Source organism: Demequina aurantiaca, assembly GCF_000975135.1.
GTDB classification, from domain to species: Bacteria; Actinomycetota; Actinomycetes; order Actinomycetales; family Demequinaceae; genus Demequina; species Demequina aurantiaca.
Map to the genome: position 1 here is coordinate 199,841 of NZ_BBRF01000001.1, position 19,879 is coordinate 219,719.

The following is a 19,879-nucleotide window of genomic DNA, read 5'->3' on the forward strand; positions in this document are numbered from 1 at the left end:
TCGGCAGTAATGGGTGTTGCCTTGAGAGGCTACCGGTCGCGGCGCGCCAGGCATACACAGTGTGGGAAGATAGATAGTCGAGTTTTGAACTTCCCGCGTTAAGAAAGGGGGACCCATGAGCAAGCGAGGCCGCAAGCGCAAGGCGCGTGCCAAGGGCGGAGCCAACCATGGCAAGCGCCCCAACGCATAGTTAGCACCGGTAATCACCGGAAACACAAAGGCCGCATCGGGCACTGACCGATGCGGCCTTTTGCTTGCCCGCGAGCCCTCAAGGGCGTCGACAGGCGGGCGCTGAGCGCCGAAGTCTAGGATTCGGAGCGTGCCGACTTGATGGTGGCAAGTACACGCGAACGCAATTCGTCAGGCGCGACCTCGTCGCCACAGTTACCCACGAGGTTCTTGATCTTCTCGTTGATACGGTGCTCCGCTTCGCAGGGCGGGCACTCCTTGAGGTGATCGCCGATGTGACGCAACTCATCATCGGGCAATTCGTGGTCGATGTACTCAAAAATCTGGTCGAGCGCCTGCTCGCAGTCGTTATTAGGCATCCGATGCCTCCCCGGAATCCGTGTTCGCCTTGTTGGCGACGGGACGCTTGTCATAAAAACCGCGCTCCGCGCCATACTCGCGCAGGTTCTCGCGAAGCAGCTTGCGTCCGCGGTGAAGGCGCGACATCACGGTACCCACCGGCGTGTCCATGATCTCGGCAATCTCCTTGTACGCAAAGCCCTCGACATCGCTCAGATAGACCGCCATACGGAAGTCGTCCGGCAAGTCGGCGAGTGCCTGCTTGATGTCACCATCGCCCATCTGGTCAAGGGCGTTATCCTCCGCCGAGGCCAGGCCGGTGGAGGTGTGTTCCGCCGCTGCTGACAGCTGCCAGTCCTCGATAGTGTCCGCGTCCGAGCGCTTGGGTTGACGCTGCTTCTTGCGGTAGGTGTTGATGAACGCGTTGGTCTGGATGCGGTACAGCCACGCCTTGAGGTTCGTCCCCATCGTGAACTTGTCCTGCGCCGCAAACGCCTTGGCGAACGTCTCTTGGACCAGATCCTCGGCATCGGCCCCATTGCGCGTCATGCGCAGGGCAGCAGCGTAGAGCTGATCCATATAGGACAGCGCCTCGACCTCGAAGGTCATTTCCTGGGTGTCATTCATCGCCGTGTCATTCATCACTGCGTAGCCTACTCTGCCGCGCGTGCGGCGAAGTGGCTTTCGGCGGGTTCGAGCCGTCGTACGTTCCAGGGTGGCTGTCATGCTTAGGGGAACCAACGGTCCCTCTCGTTCATTCCCGACGCCGCGGTCACAACTCAGGCACTCTCGCGATACACAGTCTCCAGTCAACATTGGTAGCGTAGGAGTATGTTCTTTCGCGCGATAGCCCGCCCATTGCTCGCCTCCTGGTTTATCTATGGAGGCATCGAGTCCGTCCTTACCCCCGAACGCCGCGCCGAACGCGCGGAACCGGTGGTCAAGCCGCTGCTCGTCGAGGCCGGACTTGAGGACGTCAAGGTCACCGACATGGTCAAGGTGCACGGCGCCGCCACCATCGCGGCCGCCTCGATCCTGGCACTGTCCCGCACCCCCAAGACTGCCGGATTCGCGCTCGCCGGACTCGCCGCTGTGACGGTGGCCGCTGGCCGGCCCTTCTGGCGCGAGGAAGATGAGGAAGTGCGCCTTCGCGAGCGCGAGCGGTTCATGATGAATCTGTCGCTGTTTGGCGCCACGGTGCTCGCCGCGACCGCCGGACACGGATCCAAGCACAAGGATCGCGCCAAGGCCAAGAAGATCAAGGCGCACGACAAGGCCCTCGCCGCCAAGGTGTCCAAGAACGAGCAGAAAATTGCCCGCAACCAGAAGGCCCTGAGTAAGAAGCGGGGCAAGTGAGCGGCTCATTCCCGGCCGGCACTGGAGTCGGCGAGGTTTGGGACGCCCCCACTGCCGACAGTCCGCTTGACGCCACCGTCGACGTCCCTGGATCCAAGTCGCTCACCAATCGCTTTCTTGTACTCGCGGCGTTAGCCGATTCCCCCGTACGCATCAGGGGCGGCCTCAGGTCCTCTGACTCTGACCACATGATCGGAGCGCTACGAGCGCTCGGCATCGACGTCGACGACTCCGGCGACGAGTGGCTGGTCACGCCCGGCACGGTCCGCGGTGGGGCTTCGGTCGACTGCGGCCTCGCCGGCACCGTCATGCGATTCGTGCCGCCCATGGTGCTCCTCGCCGACCCCGCCGATGGTCCCGTCACCTTCGACGCGGCGCCCAGCGCCAAGGGGCGTCCCATGGCACCGTTGCTCGACGCCCTGCGCGCGCTCGGCGCGACCGTCACCAGCGTCGGCGATCAGACGTTCCCGTTCACCGTGACTCCCCCGACGTCCCCACCTGCCACCGTCGAGGTGGACGCCAGCGACTCGTCACAGTTCGTCACCGGGCTGCTGTTGACCGCACCGCGCCTGCCCAGGGGACTCACCATCCGGCACACCGGCGAGAAACTTCCCAGCCTGCCCCACATTGACATGACGTGTGAGACGCTGCGCGACGCCGGCATCCAGGTGGACCAGCCCGACGAGCGCACCTGGGTGGTGCACCCCGGAGCCATGTCTCTGGGAGACATCCGGGTCGAGCCCGACCTCTCAAACGCAGGGCCCTTTATGGCGGCAGCCGTCGTTGCAGGCGGCACCGTCCGTATCCCCGGCTGGCCCACACACACTACGCAACCCGGCGCCTACTACCCCCAGGTGTTTGAGCAGATGGGAGCGACCTGCAAGTTCGAGGACGGCGTCATGTCCGTCACCGGGCCCTCCGACGGCATCTTTGGCATCGAGGCGGACCTGGGACCCGCGGGTGAGATCACGCCCACCATCGCCGCGCTGTGTGCCTTGGCCACGGGTCCATCAACGCTGACCGGCATCGGTCACCTGCGCGGCCACGAGACCGACCGCCTCAAGGCGATCGCGACCGAGGTACAACGGGTGGGCGGTCACTGCGTGGACGGAGATGACTCCCTCACATTTGCGGGACTACCCTCCGTTGGACTCGATGGCGCCGTCATGGAGAGTTACCACGACCACCGCATGGCCACCTTCGCGGCGATCATCGGGCTCGCGGTCCCTGGCGTGCAGGTTCTCAACGTCGGCACGACGTCCAAGACGATGCCCGACTTCCCGCACTTGTGGCGAGCCATGCTCGAGTTGCCGGACTAGGCACGCGCATGCGCGAATACGACGAGTCAGACGCCAAGGTGAGGCCACCCAAGCGTGGCTCGCGGCCGCGCTCCAAGCTTCGACCCGCACACGAGGATGCTGTTCCCGGCACCGTCGTAGGCGTGGACCGCGGCCGTTTCACCGTGTGGAAGTCGGATACCGACACCACAGTGATCGCCGTCAAAGCGCGTGAATTGGGCAGGCGCGGACTGGTCATCGGTGACATCGTCGGCATGGTTGGCGACTCGTCGGGCGACAAGGGCACCCTCGCGCGCATCGTCCGGCGTGAGCCGCGCACGACCGAGCTGCGACGCACAGCCGACGATACCGACCCCACCGAACGGGTGATCGTCGCCAACGCGAATCAGCTCGCGATCGTCACCGCTCTGGCCGATCCGGAACCCAACCCACGCATGATCGACCGCTGCCTGGTGGCGGCCTTCGCCGCTGGCATGGACGCAGTCCTGGTCCTCACCAAGGCGGACCTGGGCTCGGGTGCGGAGCTGCGCGCCACCTACGAGCCACTCGGCGTCAAGGTGCTGGAGACAACGGTGCGCCACGACACCGACGTCCTCAAGTCCCACGACGGTACCCCTGACGAGCAATCCGGCATGGAGGCGCTACGCGCGCAGGTCGCGGACGTCTCCACCGTCTTTGTGGGCTATTCGGGTGTTGGCAAGTCCACGCTCGTCAACGTCCTCGTACCCGGCGCCGGTCGCGTCACTGGCATCGTCAACGACGTCACTGGTCGCGGGCGCCACACGTCAACGTCGGCGGTAGCCCTCGAACTTCCCGCGGGCGGGTGGATCATTGACACCCCCGGAATTCGTAGCTTTGGACTCGCGCACGTCGACATCGAGAACTTCATCTCCGTGTTCCCTGACATCGCCGATGCGGCGGCAGAGTTTTGCCCACGAGGGTGCGCCCATGCGTCGGCCGAGGACGGATGCGCGCTCGATGAATGGTCCCAGACTCCGGATCAACAGGCACGCGTGGACTCGATCCGCCGCCTGCTCGCGACCCGCGCAGACAACGACTCCTGGCAGTAGGCCGCGCGCCGCCGCAGGGCTGCTCTTACATTTTGAGGCCGGGTATACGTCGCCAGTAGGCTGAGCGCATGAATCCCACTGGTGAATATGCCGCAGACCTGACGCTCGCGCTGTCCATCGCGGACCGGGTGGATGCGCTGACGATGCGCAACGCCGACCCCGCGGACCTCACCGTGGAGCTCAAGCCCGACGACTCCCCCGTCACCGCAGTGGACCGGGCCGCGGAGCAACTCATCCGCGAAACGCTGGCAACGGAACGCCCCACGGACTCGATCCTGGGCGAGGAATACGGGACTTCGGGCGACGCCACCCGGCAGTGGATCATTGACCCGATCGACGGCACCAAGAACTTCATCAGGGGCGTACCCGTGTGGGCCACCCTCATCGCGCTCTTTGACGGCGACAAGCCCGCCGTCGGCGTGGTGAGCGCGCCCGCATTGGGTCGGCGCTGGTTCGCCGCGGCAGGTGACGGTGCGTGGGAGGGCCGTGAAGCATCGGCCGCCCGCCGACTAGGCGTCTCCGAGGTCGCCACGCTGTCGGAGGCGAGCCTGTCGTACTCGTCGCTCACCGGTTGGGAGGAACTCGGCCGCCTCGATGCGCTGCTCGACCTCTCGCGCACCGTGTGGCGCACGCGCGCTTACGGCGACTTTTGGAGCTACATGCTGGTCGCAGAGGGTGCTGTGGACGTGGCCGCGGAGCCCGAACTGGAGACCTACGACATGGCGGCGCTCGTTCCGATCGTGCTGGAGGCCGGCGGGCGGTTCACCTCGCTCGACGGCGTCGACGGTCCGTTTGGGGGCAACGCGATCGCCAGCAACGCCGTGCTGCACGATGCCATGGTCGCTGCGCTAGCTCCGGGCGCCTGAGCCTCGCGACGGTCGTGCTCCCGCGCGTGCTGGACGTTACGGCCGCGGGATAGAAGCGAGCTCGGTGACGTCGTACCAGAGCAGGTCGTGATCTTCGAGCCGCTCTAGAGCGTCGGGACCGCCCGCGAGCGCCTGCTTCGCGTCCTCGAACGCGTCCAGGTCGTCCACGAAGGCGCACGCGACGGCATCGGCCGGCACTCGCCCCGTGAGCGCAACGGCGGCCGGGTGTGCATCGGGCACCGCGCTCACGTCTGCGCGGGAGTAGTCGGCCACAATGACCACGCGAAGTTGTGACCCAAACTCCACCACGGATTCGATCGCCGCGGCGTCCCGTGCTTGTTCTGCCATCTCCTCGTCCTCATCGAAGGAGGAGATTTCCATGAGCCGCTCGGTGACGGCAAAGCCCATGTCGGGCTCCCACTTGCCGGAGGTGCAGGAGTCGAGGTCGCCCAGAGTCGCTGGGATGTACACGCGCATGGCTTCAGTCTGTCAGGGTCGCCGCCACCGCGCGCGGGGACTCACTCACGGGAGTCAATTCCGCGCGCGACTCCTGAGCCGCGGCCAACGCCGCGGCGGCGACAACGGCGATGGCTCGTCGCGCGGGCGAGCGGGGCACTCGTTCGCGAAGCGACTGACCCGCGAGAGTCGCCGCATCGCAAGACTTCCCATCCGCAGGCACCATCCATACGTTCTCCACGCCGCTGTAGCGCGCCAGGGCATCCGCAATGGCTTCCTCGGGATGGCGCCCCGCAACGGACGAGCGAACCCGGTTCGCCACGACGATGCGGGGGCACATGAGTTCCGCTACCTCATCGAGTTCAGCGAGCCCCTGAACCAGGCGCTGGATGCCGAGCGGTTCGGCGGATCCCACGACGACCACCACATCGGCGGCGCCGAGCGCGCTCAGGGTCGCACCGTTGCGCTGCGGCGCACGGGTGTCGTACATCGCCGCCTCGTCCTGCGCCACGGAGAACCCGCAGTCCACCACCGTGACCGGGCTGTGGCGACGCAGCACGGGCCAGATGCCGTCGAGCGCGCTACGTGACAGCTCCGGCCAACGGTCCGCGCGGGAGATTCCCGACAACACCTTGAATCCCCCGTCCACAGACAGCAGGTGCCGCCACAGCACATCGTCGGTAAGGGTGCCGTGAAGCGACGCGCGCGCGAGCGCGGCGATCCCCGGTGCCTCGTCGAGCAGGCCAAGTGCCTGTGCGACGGCTCCCCCGTAGGTGTCGACGTCAACGACGATCGCCTCGTCATCTGCCGCAGCGCACTCGGCAGCAATGTTGACGGCGAGTGTGGTGCGCCCGGGAGCGCCGGTGGGGCCCCAGACGGCGATCACGACCCCATCGCCTGCCGGCGCGGCTGGGGCGCTCTCCGGCGCTGCCGCCGCCGGAACGAGCGTGTGGGCCACCGTGGCGGTGCGGTCGGCAATGGTGACCGGGTCTGCGTCGGCGTCCATCACGTGTTCGATGCCCAGCGCCCGAAGTTCGCTACTCGCCGATGCCGTGGTCGGGACTGCAACCACTGCCACCCCCGCGGCGGTAAAGTCAGCGAGCACGGCCCTGTTGAGGCGCGGCTGGTCGGAGAGCACCGCCACGCCCACCATTCCGGCGTGCGCGAGGGCGAGGGCCTCGGCAAGGTCGGCGCAACGACGTACCAGCGCCAGCTGCGGGTGAGCCTCAATGGCGCCCGCCACCACACTCTCGCCGTCACCCATCATGGCGACCGCTACGGCTGTACTCACGCGTCTCCCCCGGAGGCACGTCCCACAATCGAGATCGCGCCGTCCGTCGCCACCGCGCCGAGGAAGTCACTCATCAACGCCTGCGGCACTAAAACGTAGACCGTTTGCGCGGAGCCGACCGCGAAGGCGCTGTCGTCCTGATCCACTTGGCTGACCACCAGCCCCTCGGCAACAGGGGTGGACTGCGGGCTACCGTCAGTATCCGTCGTCAACCACACGTCTACGACACTGCCGGTAGTGATGTCCTCCGCCAAGGGGGTCTGGGTGCGGACCGCCACCGCCCGTACGTCGACGTCAGTAGACCCCGCCATAGCATCGGCCGGAAGCAACTCGCCCTTGCCGATGACCCTGGTCACCACCTGACCCCACGGCGGTTCGCCCATCGCCGGCACGTAGACATCTGAGGACACTCGCACGCGGGTCACCGCGACATCAGATTCGGAAACTACCGTGCCGGGTGTCAGGACCTTGGTGGCGGCGTAATACGGCACCGTGGAATCCGACGCCCGCATCGACGCACCCACTGCCACGACGGCGATCGCGATCAGCACCAGGCCGATGAGCAGGCGAGGGTCGCGCCACGACGGCCTTTTCAGTCGCCCCGCCACGGGACCGGAGGTGCCACTCATGAAGTCTCCCTTGACTCAGTTGCCCACCATCTTGCCGGTTTTGTCCGCAATCGCCAACCGGTTGTGGAAAACATTGGCTTGTCTCACCGTCGTGCCACAATGAAGTCATGACGCCACGCTTCCTCCTCCTCACCGATGTGCAGGAGATCCTCAACATCAGCTCGCCCCAGGCGTACTCGCTCGTGCGGTCAGGTGACCTGCCCGCAATTCAGGTGGGCGGCCGCGGCCAGTGGCGGGTCGAAGCGACCGAGCTCGAGAACTACATTCAGCGCCAGTACGAGGCGGCACGCTCGCGCATTCCCACCGAGAAGTAGAGCTTTCTAGCCCCGTATCAGCCCGGCAACTACGCGCCCGCGAAGCCGACTGACGTCACGCGGATCATCGCGCCAAACGGCACCACTGTGGTAGTGCCCGCGTGGGGCTCTCCTATCTCCACGTAGTCAGCACCCACCTGAGCGATCACACCGGGCCAGCTTCCCGAGGTCGCGACAATCACCACCGGCGCGCGGTCACGAGACAATGCGCGCAGGGCGTGGCCCACGGTCAGCCTCTTCGACACGGCCGATAGGTCAACCGCCCGGGCCTTGAGCCCCGCCACAGCCACGACAGCCGCGGCCGGAATCCACGACTGGCGGCGCTGCTCGTTCACGAGAATCCACGTGGCAGCCACCTCCGAGAGCACGCCGGCCACCTTCTCCCCGTCGGCGAGAGTCACCACTACGTGGCCGCCAATTCCCGCCGCAAGCCGGGAAGAGAGCGGGATCGCGGCCCGCTCACCGCGAGTGCGTTCCGCCACCTCCGCGGCGAACTGAGCGTCGACCCCCGCGCCCAGTTGTCCCTCGAGGTCGGCCAAGAGATCGTTCCAGCGCATGGAGACACGCTAACGCCCCGCGTCTTTCCACAGGGCAACGGCCCACCGATGGACACGCCAACGGCTTTGAGGTACATCTAGTAGCACCAAACAACATCAAACAATAGGTAAGGATGCGAAATGCAACGTCCCGAGAATGCGGCACCCTCGCCCGGCCACACCTGGGCTGCCCGGCTCCTTGTGCTGCTCACGTGGCCCGCAGCATGGTGGCTCGCAGGGGCGACACTCGACGCCTGGCACGCCGTCGCGTCGCAGCCGCTGCAGGTTGACGTGGCGATCGGGGCCGTCGTGGCGGCCATCGGCGCAGTTACTGCTACGTACCTCGCGCTAATTTCGATTCCCCTCCTCCTCACGTGGCGACGCGGCGCTGGCGGCATACCCCGCTGGCTCTCCAGGTGCACCCCGCACCTATGGCGCAGAATCGTGGGCATCGCCGTCGGCGGAGTGATGACCGCGTCCATGGCCACCGCCTCGTTCGCCACCATTGGCGACACGACCAATCCGGCGCCCGATGCCGGGGCACCCTTCACCGTCACGTCAGCGGGCTGGGTGGACAGTCCCGCCGCCGCAACGACCAAGCCAGCGTCACCTCTGGGTACGGCTACGGGCAGCCATGCCTCCTCACGTTTCACGACCACGATGCAACAGCCCCGTGCCGAGCAGCCGACCACATCGAAAACCCCCACTGGATCCGAAACGAAGGTCACGACCGTCAAAGTTCGTCGCGGCGACTCTTTGTGGCTGATCTGCGAAGGTCTACTGCCAGAGACCGCCTCGGAGGCCGACATCGCGCACGCCTGGCCGCTGCTCTATCGCGCGAACAAGCAGGTGATTGGCGACAACCCCTCGCTCATCTACGCGGGCCAGACTCTTGACGTTCCAGCGGAGCTGCTGTCATGACTGCGATGCGAGTCTCAGTCGAATCGGCGCAGCCGGTCACTGCGCGTGCTCAACCTGCGGCCAGGGCAATAGCGGCCGTCACGGCAGCAGCACCGGGGGCAGGCGTGACGAGGGCGGACATATACGCCCGCCACCGCAAGCCACTGGGCGACCCCGCGCCCCTCGCCTGCACGGTGGCGAAGGCAGCCCTCGAGACCGTGTTGGGAGCCACCAGCATCGACTCCCTCGTGCGCTGGCTCACTCCGGAAGTACGCCACAGTCTTGCCCAGCAGCACTCGCTCGCGCGCCGCGCGGGAAAGACCTCAGCACCCCCGGTTGCCATCAGACGCGCACGCGTGTGCCGCGTCAGCTCTCGCGCCGCCGAGGTCAGCATCGTCGCCTACTGCGACGGCCGCGCCCGGGCAATCGCAATGCGACTGGAGGACGCGGCCGGGCGGTGGCTCGTGACGACGATAGAAGTCGGCTAGACCTCGTTCTTCCCGTGGCACATCTTGTACTTCTTGCCTGATCCACACGGGCAGGGTGCGTTCTTCGCGGTACCCGGGAAGGTGCCACCGTCGGCCTCAGTCTTTGCTGCGGTCTGCTGGGCCTTGGGCTTCGTCACCTTCGTCGTACCGTCCTCGGACGGAGATGAGTAGGTAAGCGCGCCCATGTTGGCCTGCATCATGCCGCTGGTTCCAGTGGTGGTTGCCGCGCCGGCCGCCATACGGCGGGGCGCCTGGCTCCCTGCGCCACCCACCTGCGTCACCTCGCCCGTGGGAGAGACGGCACGGATACCCGGTCCCACGCCGGTGCTGGGCAACGCGGCCTGATCGGTAGGTGCCGGCTCACGCTTCTCCACGCGGTACAGGATCTGCAGTGAGTGCTCCTTGATGGAGTCGGTCATCGCCTCGAAGAGTTGGTAACCCTCACGCTGGTACTCGATCAGCGGGTCACGCTGTCCCATCGCGCGCAGGCCGATGCCCTCCTTGAGGTAGTCCATCTCGTAGAGGTGTTCACGCCACTTGAGGTCCAACACCTGCATGACGACCTGGCGCTCGACGGTGCGCATGATGCCTTCGCCTAGACGGTCCTCGACCGCCTCGTACTGCACCTTCGCGTCCGCCTGCAGCTCGCGCTTAAGGAAGTTGGTGTTGAGCGCGCCCACCCCGCCGGCCTCATCGACGATCTCATCGATCGTGACAGACACGGGGTAGACCGTGCGCAGGTCCTTCCATAGGGCCTCGAGGTCCCAGTCGTCGGGGTTGCCGACCTGGGTGGCGGACTCCACGTACTCGCCCGTCACGTTGTCCACGAACTCGAGCATTTGGTCGCGGAAGTCTTCGCCGTCGAGCACCCTACGGCGCTCGGCGAAGATGACGGTGCGCTGTTCGCTCATGACGTCGTCATACTTGAGCACGTTCTTGCGTGCCTCGTGGTTGCGCCCCTCGATCTGCGCCTGAGCGCTGCGCACGCCGCGCGTCAGCACCTTCGACTCGATGGGCATGTCGTCGGGCAGTGCGCTCGAGTTCATGACCTGCGCGGCCAGTCCGGACTGGAACATGCGCATGAGGTCGTCGTCGAGCGAGAGGTAGAAGCGCGATTCGCCGGGGTCACCCTGGCGGCCCGCACGGCCTCGCAACTGGTTGTCAATGCGGCGCGACTCGTGGCGCTCGGTTCCCAGCACGTAGAGCCCGCCAGCGGCAAGCACCTCATCGTGCTCGGCCTCGACCGCGTGCTGCTCGCGCTCGAGCACCTCGTTCCAGACCCGCTCGTACTCGTCGGGATTTTCCGCTGCGTCGATGCCGCGCTTGTGCATCTCTGCGACGGCGCGGAATTCTGGGTTGCCACCAAGCATGATGTCGGTACCACGACCGGCCATGTTGGTCGCGACCGTCACGGCGCCCTTGCGTCCCGCCTCAGCAACGACGGACGCTTCACTCTCGTGCTGTTTGGCGTTCAGGACATTGTGTTGGATCCCGCGCTGACGCAACACCTTGGAGAGCATCTCGGACTTCTCGACGGACACGGTACCGACGAGGACTGGCTGCCCGTTCTTGTTGCGCTCGACGATGTCGTCGATCAGCGCGTTGAACTTGGCTTCCTGGCTCTTGTAGAGCAGGTCTGCCTGGTCGATGCGCACCATTGGCTTGTTGGTGGGGATGGGGATGACGCCCAGGCCGTAGGTTGCGCTGAGCTCCGCGGCCTCGGTCTGTGCGGTACCCGTCATGCCAGACAACTTGTTGTACTGGCGGAAGTAGTTCTGCAGCGTGATCGAGGCGTACGTCTGGTTCTCCGCCTTGATCTCGACACCCTCCTTGGCCTCGATGGCCTGGTGCAGACCCTCGGAGTAGCGACGGCCCTTCAGGAGGCGACCGGTGTGCTCGTCAACGATGTCGACCTCGCCACCCTGCACTACATAGTCCTTGTCGAGCTTGAAGAGTTCCTTGGCCTTGATCGCGTTATTGAGGTAGCCGATGAGCGGCGTGTTCTCAGGCGAGTACAGGTTCGCGACGCCAAGCGCCTGCTCGATCTTGTCGATCCCTGGCTCAAGAATGCCAACGGTGCGCTTGGCTTCCTCGACCTCATAGTCCTCGTCGAGCTTCATGGAGCCCACGAGCCGCGCGAACTCGGTGTACCACTTGCCGTTGTCGCCCTGTGCGGGCCCCGAGATGATCAGCGGCGTGCGGGCCTCGTCGATCAGGATCGAGTCGACCTCATCAACGATCGCGTAGTGATAGCCGCGGTGCACCAGCTGCGACGGGTCCATCACCATGTTGTCGCGCAAGTGGTCAAAGCCAAACTCGTTGTTGGTGCCGTACGTAATGTCGCACGCGTACTGCACCTTGCGCTCTGGAGGTGTCTGACCAGAGACGATGACTCCGGTCTCCATGCCGAGGAAACGGAACACACGACCCATCAGCTCGGACTGGTACTGAGCCAGGTAGTCGTTCACCGTGACCACGTGCACGCCCTTGCCATCCAGCGCGTTGAGGTACGCGGGGAGGGTGGCCACCAGGGTCTTGCCTTCACCGGTCTTCATCTCGGCAATGTTGCCGTTGTGAAGGGCGGCACCACCCATGATCTGCACATCGAAGTGGCGCATCCCCAGCGTTCGACGCGACGCCTCACGCACAGCCGCGAACGCCTCGGGAAGGAGCGAGTCAAGACTCTCGCCCTCGGCTCGACGCTCCTTGAACGACTCAGTGAGATCCTTGAGCTCGTCGTCGGTCATCTGCTCGTAAATTGGCTCGAGCGAGTTGGTCTGCGTTACGGCTTTTTCCAAGCGACGCAATTCGCGTCCCTCGCCGATGCGGATGATGCGATCTAAAACAGCCACGAAAACTCCAGTCAGGGCGTACGGTTCCGTCAACCATCGTAGGCGCTTCTAGGGGTTTCCAGTTGTCGTCTCGCTCACGGCGTACGCGGCGTCCCCTCCAGGTACTCGATCGGCCGTGATGGCACGCACCAGGGCGCACCTCCCCCGGCGGGAAGATGCGCCCTGGTGGCTGCTAGGGGAAGAGTTGTCAGGCGCTCTCGCGCTGACCTGCCTCGACATTGTCTCGCTCAATGGGTGTGGGCTCCGCGGCAGTGGATTCGAGGTGAATCACGCCGTACGTCCAGCCTCGTCGGCGGTAGACCGCTGACGCCAGACCGGATTCGATGTCGTGGAACAGGAAGAAGTCGTGCCCCACGAGTTCCATTTGATCGATTGCGTCGGCGACTGACATCGGGGCGCCCTCGTGGGTCTTTGACCGGATGACGATTGGCGTGCCGTCAATCGGGACCTCGCGGGTGTTGCCCTCGGGAGCACCCTCCCAGGACTCGACGCTGGCCACCTTCTCTTCGTCTTCGGTTTCCTTTGCCGGCATGTCAAGCGTCGCTTCGATGTCAGCAATGGGCACGGCGCTCAGCGGCGGCGTGTTGTTGTGCCGGTGCGCCTTGCGCTCATGTTGCCGGCGTAGGCGCTCCGTCAGTCGCGTCACGGCGGCGTCGAGCGCGACCAGGCGATCGTCGGCGGCAGCCTCGACGCGAACTACCCCGTGGTCATAGAGAGTGATCTCTATTCGCTCGCGATCAGATGACAGCCGCGGGTTCCGCTCGTGCACCACGTGAACCTCGGCCCTCGTCGCCCTGGGGGCGAGAGTCTCAACCTTGTCCAGCTTGTCGAGGATCTTCTGGCGTACGTCTTCAGAAACCTTGGTGTGACGTCCAACAATCGCGATGTCCATGTTCGGGTACTCCTTCGTCGATATGAGCTGCATTGCTCAGGGCATGATGTCAGCGGCGCGTCCAGCGCCTGCTCAATCACCCCCTCTACGATCGAAGGTGTCCGACAATTCGTCGGCCTCTGACTCCCACCCTATCCCCACCGCGGGACTCTTGCTTCGCATCGGTGCCGTGGCGAGAGTGAGCCCTGCACACACCACTGTTCCGGCGGCCTCGAGTCGATCCCGAGCCGCCGCCAGCGTCGCTCCCGTCGTCATCACGTCGTCGACCAGGACCACCGCGCGGGAGGGATCGACTTGGCGAGTCAGCCGCATGGACTGTTGCGCGCCACGCCAGCGTTCTCGAGCCGACAAGCCCCGCGACTCACCCCTGCGCATGGTCAGCGCGGGAACCATCACTGCGTCAGCACCGTGGTCCCGCCACCGTCGCGCGCAGGCAGTCGCGAGCATTCCTGGCAGGTCCACGCCGCGTCGCCGTGTCGACGCCCGCCTCGCCGGAAGCGGCACCACCGCTATCCGGTGGGCAGTCGTTACGTCCACGGCGACGTCACCTGCTGCTCGCGTCATCGCGGCCTGAAAGAACGAGTCGAGGTCGCGCCGATGAGCGTCCTTCCACGCCTCGATCATCAACTGCGGCGATCCCTCCAAATCCACGATGGACCAGACGGCGAGCGGCACGTCCCCCAGCCGATGCAGCCGGGGGGCGTTTTCTTCGCTGCGATACGGCGGTTCCCACCAGGGCGCCTCACATTCATCGCACCACCGCACGTCGTCACGACCACACCCCGGACAGCACACGGGCACCACGAGCCGCGCAAGCTCACGCGTACCCGCGATCGCCAGGCCCGCTGCAGTGGTGAGGAGTCGATTCACGCTCTCAGCATGTCGAAAATACGGGCGCAACAGCCTGGCTGCATCGCGCTGTGTCGACGTCCGCGCGCGCCGCGCGGCCTGTGAGCATCGGCCGAGGTAGCTCCCGGCGGAGCGTCAGCCCGCGTACTCGAGGTCGTCGACTTCGATCAGGATCTCTTCCCACCCGGTTCCGACGCGGGTGCGCACCGAGCCGTCTTCTCCCACTGTGGTGAGCGAGCTCTCACCCTGGCGAGCGGTGACTGACTTCGCGCCCACCGTCGCGGATTCGAGCACCGTCTCTCCGCCAACGGTCGCGATCCATAGCGACGAAGGAACCTCCTCCTGCGCCTCACCCAGAATCGCGAAGCTCAGGTCATTGATCCACTCCGCATCGACGGCTGTCGTGACATCAACACCAACGGACAGTGGCGAGCCGAGCGTCAACGGCACTCCACTCTCGGTCCTGACCACTGCCGCGACCTCGGCGAGCTGCTGGCCACCCTCCCTCGAGAGCACCACCACCCGAGTCCCATCCCGCGAGACTGCGACCGCTTGCACCGTGCGACCCTCAAGCCACCTCGCGTCAATGTCTGCCTGGTCGCCACTGGGGCGCACCGCGACGAGTTGCCCGTTGTTCGAGGTTTCCGCGGTCCATACCCAGCCTTGGCGGTCGTAGGACGGCCCCACGAGCCGGTTGCCGCTATAGAGCGTCGTGTACTCCATCGCATTCTCGGGCGGCGCGAGCTCGGGGGTCATAGGTTCCAGGCTCTCGATACCGCCCCGAATGGCAGACGATGCGGCAAGAACGGAGTCGTTCACGAGGAAAGCGGCGGTGGGTCCACCGTAGGAGCGAGCGACGTGGCTCGCGGAATCCGGCAAGAAACCCTCCGGATCAGGGGCGACCCACATCTGGGTGCCGTCCCACAGTCCCAGCCTCGACGCGACGATGGCCGCGGCGTCGCCGTCAGGAATGGGCGCGGGATTGAGCGCGACGCTGCCGTCGCCTCCGAGCGCGACGCCGCCAACCGTGACGGTGACGGCTACTACTCCCGGCAACGTCGTGAGCGTCCGCGTGAGCTGCTCCTGGGCGAGCGAGCGTTGACTGGGAGTCCCAGCCGACTCGGTGTTGAGCTGCACGGCGGCGATGCCATCCGTCACGACGACCGAGTCAACCTCGAGCGCTGCTCCCGCAGGGAAGCCAGTCTTGACCGCGCTCGCGAGCCACGGCGATGGTCCCGCAAGCAGCTCGCGCGCCGCCCAGGTGGGCCCGTTATTCTGCGGAAGCCACCGCAGGTCGGGGACGATGGTGGTGGTGTCCATCGACGCGAAGGCAAGCGGCACTGGCAGGAAGAGGTGATCAAAGTTTGCCTGCGCGATGACGGCACCGTCGTCGAGTTCCGAGATCCGGTACTCGCCGTACGAGTTCTCGACGACTTGGAACGTGATGGGTACGCGCGTACCGTCGGTGGATTCGACCAGCACCCCGGCACTGTCGACCTCGGCTGCGACGGGCACCGAGTACTGGATGGCGTTGGTCGCCTCGTCCCAGTCGGGCGTCAACGCGCCGGAGTCAAACACCAGCACCCGCGTCGAGGGATCCCACTCGTTGCTCGCCTCTGGCGTGAGATATTCGCGGGCCACCGAGAAGTTGGAGGCAAAACCTGCGGCCGATGCGGTCAGGAAACCGCTGACGATGGCCGTTGGGCTGTCGCCCACCTGGGGGCCTTCGGCGAAGGGCAGTACGGGGTTCGTATCCGGCACCTGGCCGTCGCCCTCTTCGACCGGTCCGGCATCGGGAATCGAGACGCAACCCGCGAGCGCGAGGGTGGCCGCGGCTACCACCGCCACCAGCCGGCCGCGCATACGGCGGGGCCCGAACCTGTGGGTCCGCTGTGTAGTGCGAGCGGTCATGGCTTTACCCCCTCGGAGGAATCGGTGGACAGTGGCACGCGCTCCCCCACTGTCCCAAATTCTGCCTCGCGCAGCACGAGGGGCATCACGGGTTGCTGACCCAGCCCGCGTGAAGTGCGTGGCAACATCAGCCTAAAACTGGCGCCGTTGCCGGGCGAACCCCAGGCCTCGAGCTTGCCGTCGTGCAACGTGGCGTCCTCGCGGGCAATGGAGAGCCCCAGACCCGTGCCCCCCATGGTCCGAGCCCTCGCGGCATCGGCTCGCCAGAATCGATCGAATACTCGTTCCGCCTGCTGAGGCGTGAGGCCCACCCCATAGTCCCGCACCACGAGCCCGACGCCGCGCTTGCCTGCCACCACGGCTACGTCGATCGGCTTCCTTTCCGCGTGCTCGACGGCGTTGGACAAGAGGTTGCGCACGATGCGACTCACGCGAGGGCGGTCCATCGACGCCATGTGGGTGCCGGGCGACATCCACAGCCGAATCCTGACACCGTGATCCTTGATTGCCGGCAGGATGGCCTCGATCTCCTCGCGCACCACGTCTCCCAGGTCGATGCGATCAAACTCGAGTCGGGCGGCACCCGCGTCAATACGAGATATCTCGAGCAGGTCCGCGAGCAGGGTCTCAAATCGGTCGAGCTGGTTGTTGAGCAACTCGGCAGATCGCGACACATCGGGCGGGAACGTGTCGCGAGCGTCGTACAGGATGTCCGATGCCATCCGAACCGTGGTGAGCGGGGTCCGCAGTTCATGCGAGACATCGGACACGAACCTGCGCTGCAGGCGCGACAGCCCCTCCATGCGCGTGATCTGTCGCTGGAGCGACTCCGCCATCTCGTTGAAGGTACGTGCCAGGGTCGCCATCTCGTCGTTGCCACGCACCGGCATGCGCTCGCTGAGCCGCCCATCCGCGAGTCGAGATGCCACGCGGGCCGCCGCTCGCACCGGGCGCACGGCCTGCAGGGTCACCATGAACGCCATGAACACCACCAACGCGACGAGCGCACCCGCGCCGAATGCCAGCACCTGTTGGATCAGGCTCAGCGTCTCCTGCTCGTTCTCGAGCGAATAGACAAAGTAGAGCTCGTACTCTCCCGCGGAGCGAATCTCGAGCGAGGATCCCACCACCACCCCAGGCACTTCGGTCCCGGGTATCTCCACGAACTGCCACGGCTGGGCGGAGCCCGCCTCGACTGCGGCGCGCATCTCTGGGCTGACGACAGTGGGCGAACTTGATGTCAACGTGTTTAGCACCAGGTTCGAGCTGTTGTCTGGGTCGGGCAGCAGCACTAGTCCGCGGTCGTCGCCGCCGAGTACCTGAAGCGCGTCGATGGTGTCGTAGACCAGGAGCTGCAACTCGCCAGGGGTCTCCGCTGTCGCGGCATTCATCTGTGCCTGAGCGGCGGCGGAGTCACGCGCGCTCTCGGCAAGAATCCGCTCCACGCGCGTGTCGACTAGGCCGTCGCGAATCTGGCTCGTCAGGTAGGCGCCAAGCAATGCCACCGCGCTGAGGCCCACGACTAGCGTGGTGACCACCAGGCGAAGCATCATCGACCTGCTCCACCGTCGCCATACCCGGCGAGGAGGTCCGACGATGGTCGCCCGAACCGCGCGCGCGGTGACCTTCATGGCGCGCAGGCAATCAAGACGTGGGGCCGCCGGCCTTGTATCCCACTCCGCGGATGGTCAGCACTATTTTGGGGTTTTCCGGGTCGAGCTCGACCTTGGCGCGCAGGCGCTGAATGTGCACATTGACAAGGCGCGTGTCAGCGGCGTGGCGGTAGCCCCACACGTCCTCGAGCAGCACTTCACGCGTGAATACCTGACCCGGCGAACGCGCGAGCGTGACCAGTACGTCGAACTCGAGCGGGGTGAGCGGAATCATCTCGCCGCCACGCGTCACACGGTGACCGGTCACGTCGATCTCTAGGTCGCCCACTCGCACGGTTCCTGGCGCTGCGTTGTCGTTGCGGCGTAGGCGCGCACGCACCCGGGCGATGAGTTCGCGCGGCTTGAAGGGCTTTGGCACGTAGTCGTCCGCCCCGGACTCCAGGCCAAGCACCACGTCAACCGTGTCCGACTTGGCGGTGAGCATAATGATGGGCACGCCCGACTCTGCCCGGATCTCGCGGCAGATATCGATTCCGCTCTTGCCGGGCAACATCAGGTCAAGCAGGACGACATCGGGTTCCTCGGCGCGAAAGATGCCGAGCGCACGGTCTCCGTGATCGCAAAACACCGTGTCAAAGCCGTCGGCTCGCAGCACAATGCCGATCATTTCCGCGACTGCAGGGTCATCGTCGACCACTAGGATTCGTGACGTCATACAGCCATTATGCCGTCAGATTCGCGGGAGTCCACAGCCACCTGCGTGTTTGTCCTGGCACCATGGCAAGATAGTCGACGTCAGGGAGGACGAACGCGTGGACGAAGACAACAAAACGGAGCCCGATGCCTCGGGGACACCCTCATGGCACCCGAATGCGCCCGAGTGGGCGCCGCCGACCGCCGAGGCTCCCCTGTCCTCTCCCGCATCCGCCCCCGCTCCAGTAGTTCCTTCCACCCAGCCGATGCCGGGGCAGCCCTCCCACTACGCGCCGCCTCAGCAGGGCACGACGCAGCAGGAATACAGCCAGCACGAATCCCGCCCGTACGGCGGTGGTCAGTACGGCGTCGGCACCGCGCCGGCCCCTATGCCCACCTATCGGTCATGGCAGCCGGGGATCATCGCACTACGCCCCCTGTCCTTTGGGGACTTCATGTCCGCACCGTTCAAGGCCATGCGCTTTAACCGCAGCGTGGTGCTTGGCGGTCCGCTGCTGTTCACACTGCTGGCCACCGTGCTGTCGGTCACCGCGCTGTGGCTCCTGGTCAACGACCCACAGCTGGGCCTGACGAGCGTCACGGCCGTAGGCTCCGGCATCGAGGCCACCACCGTCATCGTGGGAATACTTGCCATCGTCACTACGCTGCTCGCCAGCGTGCTGTCGAGCGTCATCGTCGCGCCTGGAGTAGCACGCGCCGTCTTGGGCGAACGCATCACACTGCGCACCGCGTGGGACCAGGTGCGCCGCAAGTTTGGCCACATTCTGTTGCTGTATGTCGTCACTGCCGTGGCGATTGGCGTCATGGTGATGCTCGCTACCCTCCCGCTGATTTTTGGGATTGGCTCCAACGAGACCGTGTGGATTGTGCTGGGAATCGTCCTCATGCTGATCATCCTCGGACCCGCGACATTCGTCGTCGCGATGATCACCGGACTGGCGCAGCCCATCGTCGTGCTGGAGCAGATTGGTGCATTCGCCGCGCTCGGGCGCGCATGGCGACTCGTCAAGGGCCGGTTCTGGTGGTCGGTACTCATTGTCTTTGTGTCCAGCGCGCTGATCTATATCGCTACCGCGATGGTGCAGGGTGGCGGTCAGTTGATCGCAACGCTCGGCCTGGCCGTCGCGCCGGAGAGTGGCGTCGTTCAGTTCATTGCCTTCTTTGTCATCTATGGACTCGCGATCGTCATCGCACTCGTCGTGACCTACGCCTACATGGGTTCGCTGTTCACCCTGCTCTACACCGACATGCGCATGCGGCACGAGGGATTCGACCTCGACTTGGCGCGCGCCGCCGAGGCGAGGGGCCGACGCTAA

General features: G+C 65.6%; 21 protein-coding genes. 9 read left to right on the top strand and 12 right to left on the bottom strand.

Annotation, left to right across the window (positions count from 1 at the left end; genetic code table 11):
- Positions 1 to 115: 115 nt before the first annotated feature.
- Positions 116 to 190, top strand: a complete 75-nt coding sequence (locus tag AOP73_RS12280; RefSeq protein WP_371327667.1) for a 50S ribosomal protein bL37 — start codon at positions 116 to 118, stop codon at positions 188 to 190.
- Between the two features lie 115 nt (positions 191 to 305).
- Here AOP73_RS12280 and rsrA read toward each other — a convergent pair whose 3' ends face one another.
- Together rsrA and AOP73_RS00855 are read right to left on the bottom strand one after the other, a co-directional pair.
- Positions 306 to 548, bottom strand: coding sequence for a mycothiol system anti-sigma-R factor (gene rsrA, locus AOP73_RS00850; protein ID WP_061962768.1), 243 nt, complete (start codon positions 546 to 548; stop codon positions 306 to 308).
- A complete protein-coding gene (locus AOP73_RS00855) occupies positions 541 to 1,170 on the bottom strand; it encodes a sigma-70 family RNA polymerase sigma factor (RefSeq protein ID WP_061962769.1) in 630 nt (209 codons plus the stop codon). The genes rsrA and AOP73_RS00855 overlap by 8 nt, the downstream gene beginning before the upstream one ends.
- Before the next feature lie 189 nt (positions 1,171 to 1,359).
- Between AOP73_RS00855 and AOP73_RS00860 the strand changes: the two genes are divergently transcribed.
- The 4 genes from AOP73_RS00860 to hisN all read left to right on the top strand — a co-directional run bounded on the left by AOP73_RS00860 (position 1,360) and on the right by hisN (position 5,118).
- The gene (locus tag AOP73_RS00860; RefSeq protein WP_061962770.1) at positions 1,360 to 1,884 is read left to right on the top strand and encodes a hypothetical protein; all 525 of its coding nucleotides are present in this window, start codon (positions 1,360 to 1,362) and stop codon (positions 1,882 to 1,884) included.
- The gene (gene aroA, locus AOP73_RS00865) at positions 1,881 to 3,203 is read left to right on the top strand and encodes a 3-phosphoshikimate 1-carboxyvinyltransferase (RefSeq protein ID WP_061962771.1); all 1,323 of its coding nucleotides are present in this window, start codon (positions 1,881 to 1,883) and stop codon (positions 3,201 to 3,203) included. Before AOP73_RS00860 ends, aroA begins: the two co-directional genes overlap by 4 nt.
- A gap of 8 nt (positions 3,204 to 3,211) precedes the next feature.
- Positions 3,212 to 4,252 carry a ribosome small subunit-dependent GTPase A gene (gene rsgA / locus AOP73_RS00870; RefSeq protein WP_061962772.1) on the top strand — a complete coding sequence of 347 codons (1,041 nt, stop codon included), beginning with the start codon at positions 3,212 to 3,214 and terminating at the stop codon, positions 4,250 to 4,252.
- Between the two features lie 68 nt (positions 4,253 to 4,320).
- Positions 4,321 to 5,118 carry a histidinol-phosphatase gene (gene hisN / locus AOP73_RS00875; protein WP_061962773.1) on the top strand — a complete coding sequence of 266 codons (798 nt, stop codon included), beginning with the start codon at positions 4,321 to 4,323 and terminating at the stop codon, positions 5,116 to 5,118.
- 36 nt (positions 5,119 to 5,154) lie between these two features.
- Here hisN and AOP73_RS00880 read toward each other — a convergent pair whose 3' ends face one another.
- The 3 genes from AOP73_RS00880 to AOP73_RS00890 are packed head-to-tail and all read right to left on the bottom strand — an operon-like array spanning position 5,155 to position 7,494.
- Positions 5,155 to 5,595: a DUF6912 family protein gene (locus AOP73_RS00880; protein WP_061962774.1), complete on the bottom strand. Its 441-nt coding sequence runs from the start codon at positions 5,593 to 5,595 to the stop codon at positions 5,155 to 5,157.
- A 4-nt stretch (positions 5,596 to 5,599) separates the two neighbouring features.
- Positions 5,600 to 6,865, bottom strand: coding sequence for a CpaE/TadZ family protein (locus tag AOP73_RS00885; RefSeq protein WP_236683474.1), 1,266 nt, complete (start codon positions 6,863 to 6,865; stop codon positions 5,600 to 5,602).
- Positions 6,862 to 7,494: a CpaB family protein gene (locus tag AOP73_RS00890; protein WP_061962775.1), complete on the bottom strand. Its 633-nt coding sequence runs from the start codon at positions 7,492 to 7,494 to the stop codon at positions 6,862 to 6,864. The genes AOP73_RS00885 and AOP73_RS00890 overlap by 4 nt, the downstream gene beginning before the upstream one ends.
- A gap of 107 nt (positions 7,495 to 7,601) precedes the next feature.
- Between AOP73_RS00890 and AOP73_RS00895 the strand changes: the two genes are divergently transcribed.
- On the top strand, positions 7,602 to 7,808 hold the full coding sequence (locus AOP73_RS00895; protein ID WP_061962776.1) for a helix-turn-helix domain-containing protein: 207 nt from the start codon (positions 7,602 to 7,604) through the stop codon (positions 7,806 to 7,808).
- A gap of 29 nt (positions 7,809 to 7,837) precedes the next feature.
- Here the strand turns inward: AOP73_RS00895 and AOP73_RS00900 are convergent, their stop codons facing one another.
- On the bottom strand, positions 7,838 to 8,365 hold the full coding sequence (locus AOP73_RS00900) for a hypothetical protein (protein ID WP_061962777.1): 528 nt from the start codon (positions 8,363 to 8,365) through the stop codon (positions 7,838 to 7,840).
- 120 nt (positions 8,366 to 8,485) lie between these two features.
- Here AOP73_RS00900 and AOP73_RS00905 point away from each other — a divergent pair, with 120 nt between their 5' ends.
- Both AOP73_RS00905 and AOP73_RS00910 read left to right on the top strand, forming a co-directional pair.
- Positions 8,486 to 9,265, top strand: a complete 780-nt coding sequence (locus AOP73_RS00905) for a LysM peptidoglycan-binding domain-containing protein (protein ID WP_061962778.1) — start codon at positions 8,486 to 8,488, stop codon at positions 9,263 to 9,265.
- Positions 9,262 to 9,732, top strand: coding sequence for an Rv3235 family protein (locus AOP73_RS00910; RefSeq protein ID WP_152650491.1), 471 nt, complete (start codon positions 9,262 to 9,264; stop codon positions 9,730 to 9,732). The genes AOP73_RS00905 and AOP73_RS00910 overlap by 4 nt, the downstream gene beginning before the upstream one ends.
- Here AOP73_RS00910 and secA read toward each other — a convergent pair.
- The 6 genes from secA to mtrA all read right to left on the bottom strand — a co-directional run bounded on the left by secA (position 9,729) and on the right by mtrA (position 18,564).
- Positions 9,729 to 12,584, bottom strand: a complete 2,856-nt coding sequence (gene secA, locus AOP73_RS00915) for a preprotein translocase subunit SecA (RefSeq protein ID WP_061962780.1) — start codon at positions 12,582 to 12,584, stop codon at positions 9,729 to 9,731. The two genes, AOP73_RS00910 and secA, sit on opposite strands and share 4 nt — an antisense overlap.
- Positions 12,585 to 12,771: 187 nt before the next feature.
- Positions 12,772 to 13,476, bottom strand: coding sequence for a ribosome hibernation-promoting factor, HPF/YfiA family (gene hpf / locus AOP73_RS00920; RefSeq protein WP_061962781.1), 705 nt, complete (start codon positions 13,474 to 13,476; stop codon positions 12,772 to 12,774).
- A 72-nt stretch (positions 13,477 to 13,548) separates the two neighbouring features.
- Entirely contained in the window at positions 13,549 to 14,346 is a 798-nt protein-coding gene (locus tag AOP73_RS00925; protein WP_152650492.1) for a ComF family protein, read from the bottom strand.
- Between the two features lie 114 nt (positions 14,347 to 14,460).
- Entirely contained in the window at positions 14,461 to 16,236 is a 1,776-nt protein-coding gene (locus AOP73_RS00930; protein WP_084626460.1) for an LpqB family beta-propeller domain-containing protein, read from the bottom strand.
- Entirely contained in the window at positions 16,233 to 17,867 is a 1,635-nt protein-coding gene (gene mtrB / locus AOP73_RS00935) for an MtrAB system histidine kinase MtrB (protein WP_084626461.1), read from the bottom strand. The genes AOP73_RS00930 and mtrB overlap by 4 nt, the downstream gene beginning before the upstream one ends.
- 13 nt (positions 17,868 to 17,880) lie before the next feature.
- Positions 17,881 to 18,564 (bottom strand): MtrAB system response regulator MtrA, encoded by a 684-nt coding sequence (gene mtrA, locus AOP73_RS00940; protein ID WP_061962785.1) that lies wholly within the window; start codon positions 18,562 to 18,564, stop codon positions 17,881 to 17,883.
- 97 nt (positions 18,565 to 18,661) lie between these two features.
- On the opposite strand from mtrA, the gene AOP73_RS00945 reads away from it, so the two are divergent.
- Complete coding sequence (locus AOP73_RS00945) at positions 18,662 to 19,879, top strand: hypothetical protein (protein WP_061962786.1); 1,218 nt, start codon at positions 18,662 to 18,664, stop codon at positions 19,877 to 19,879.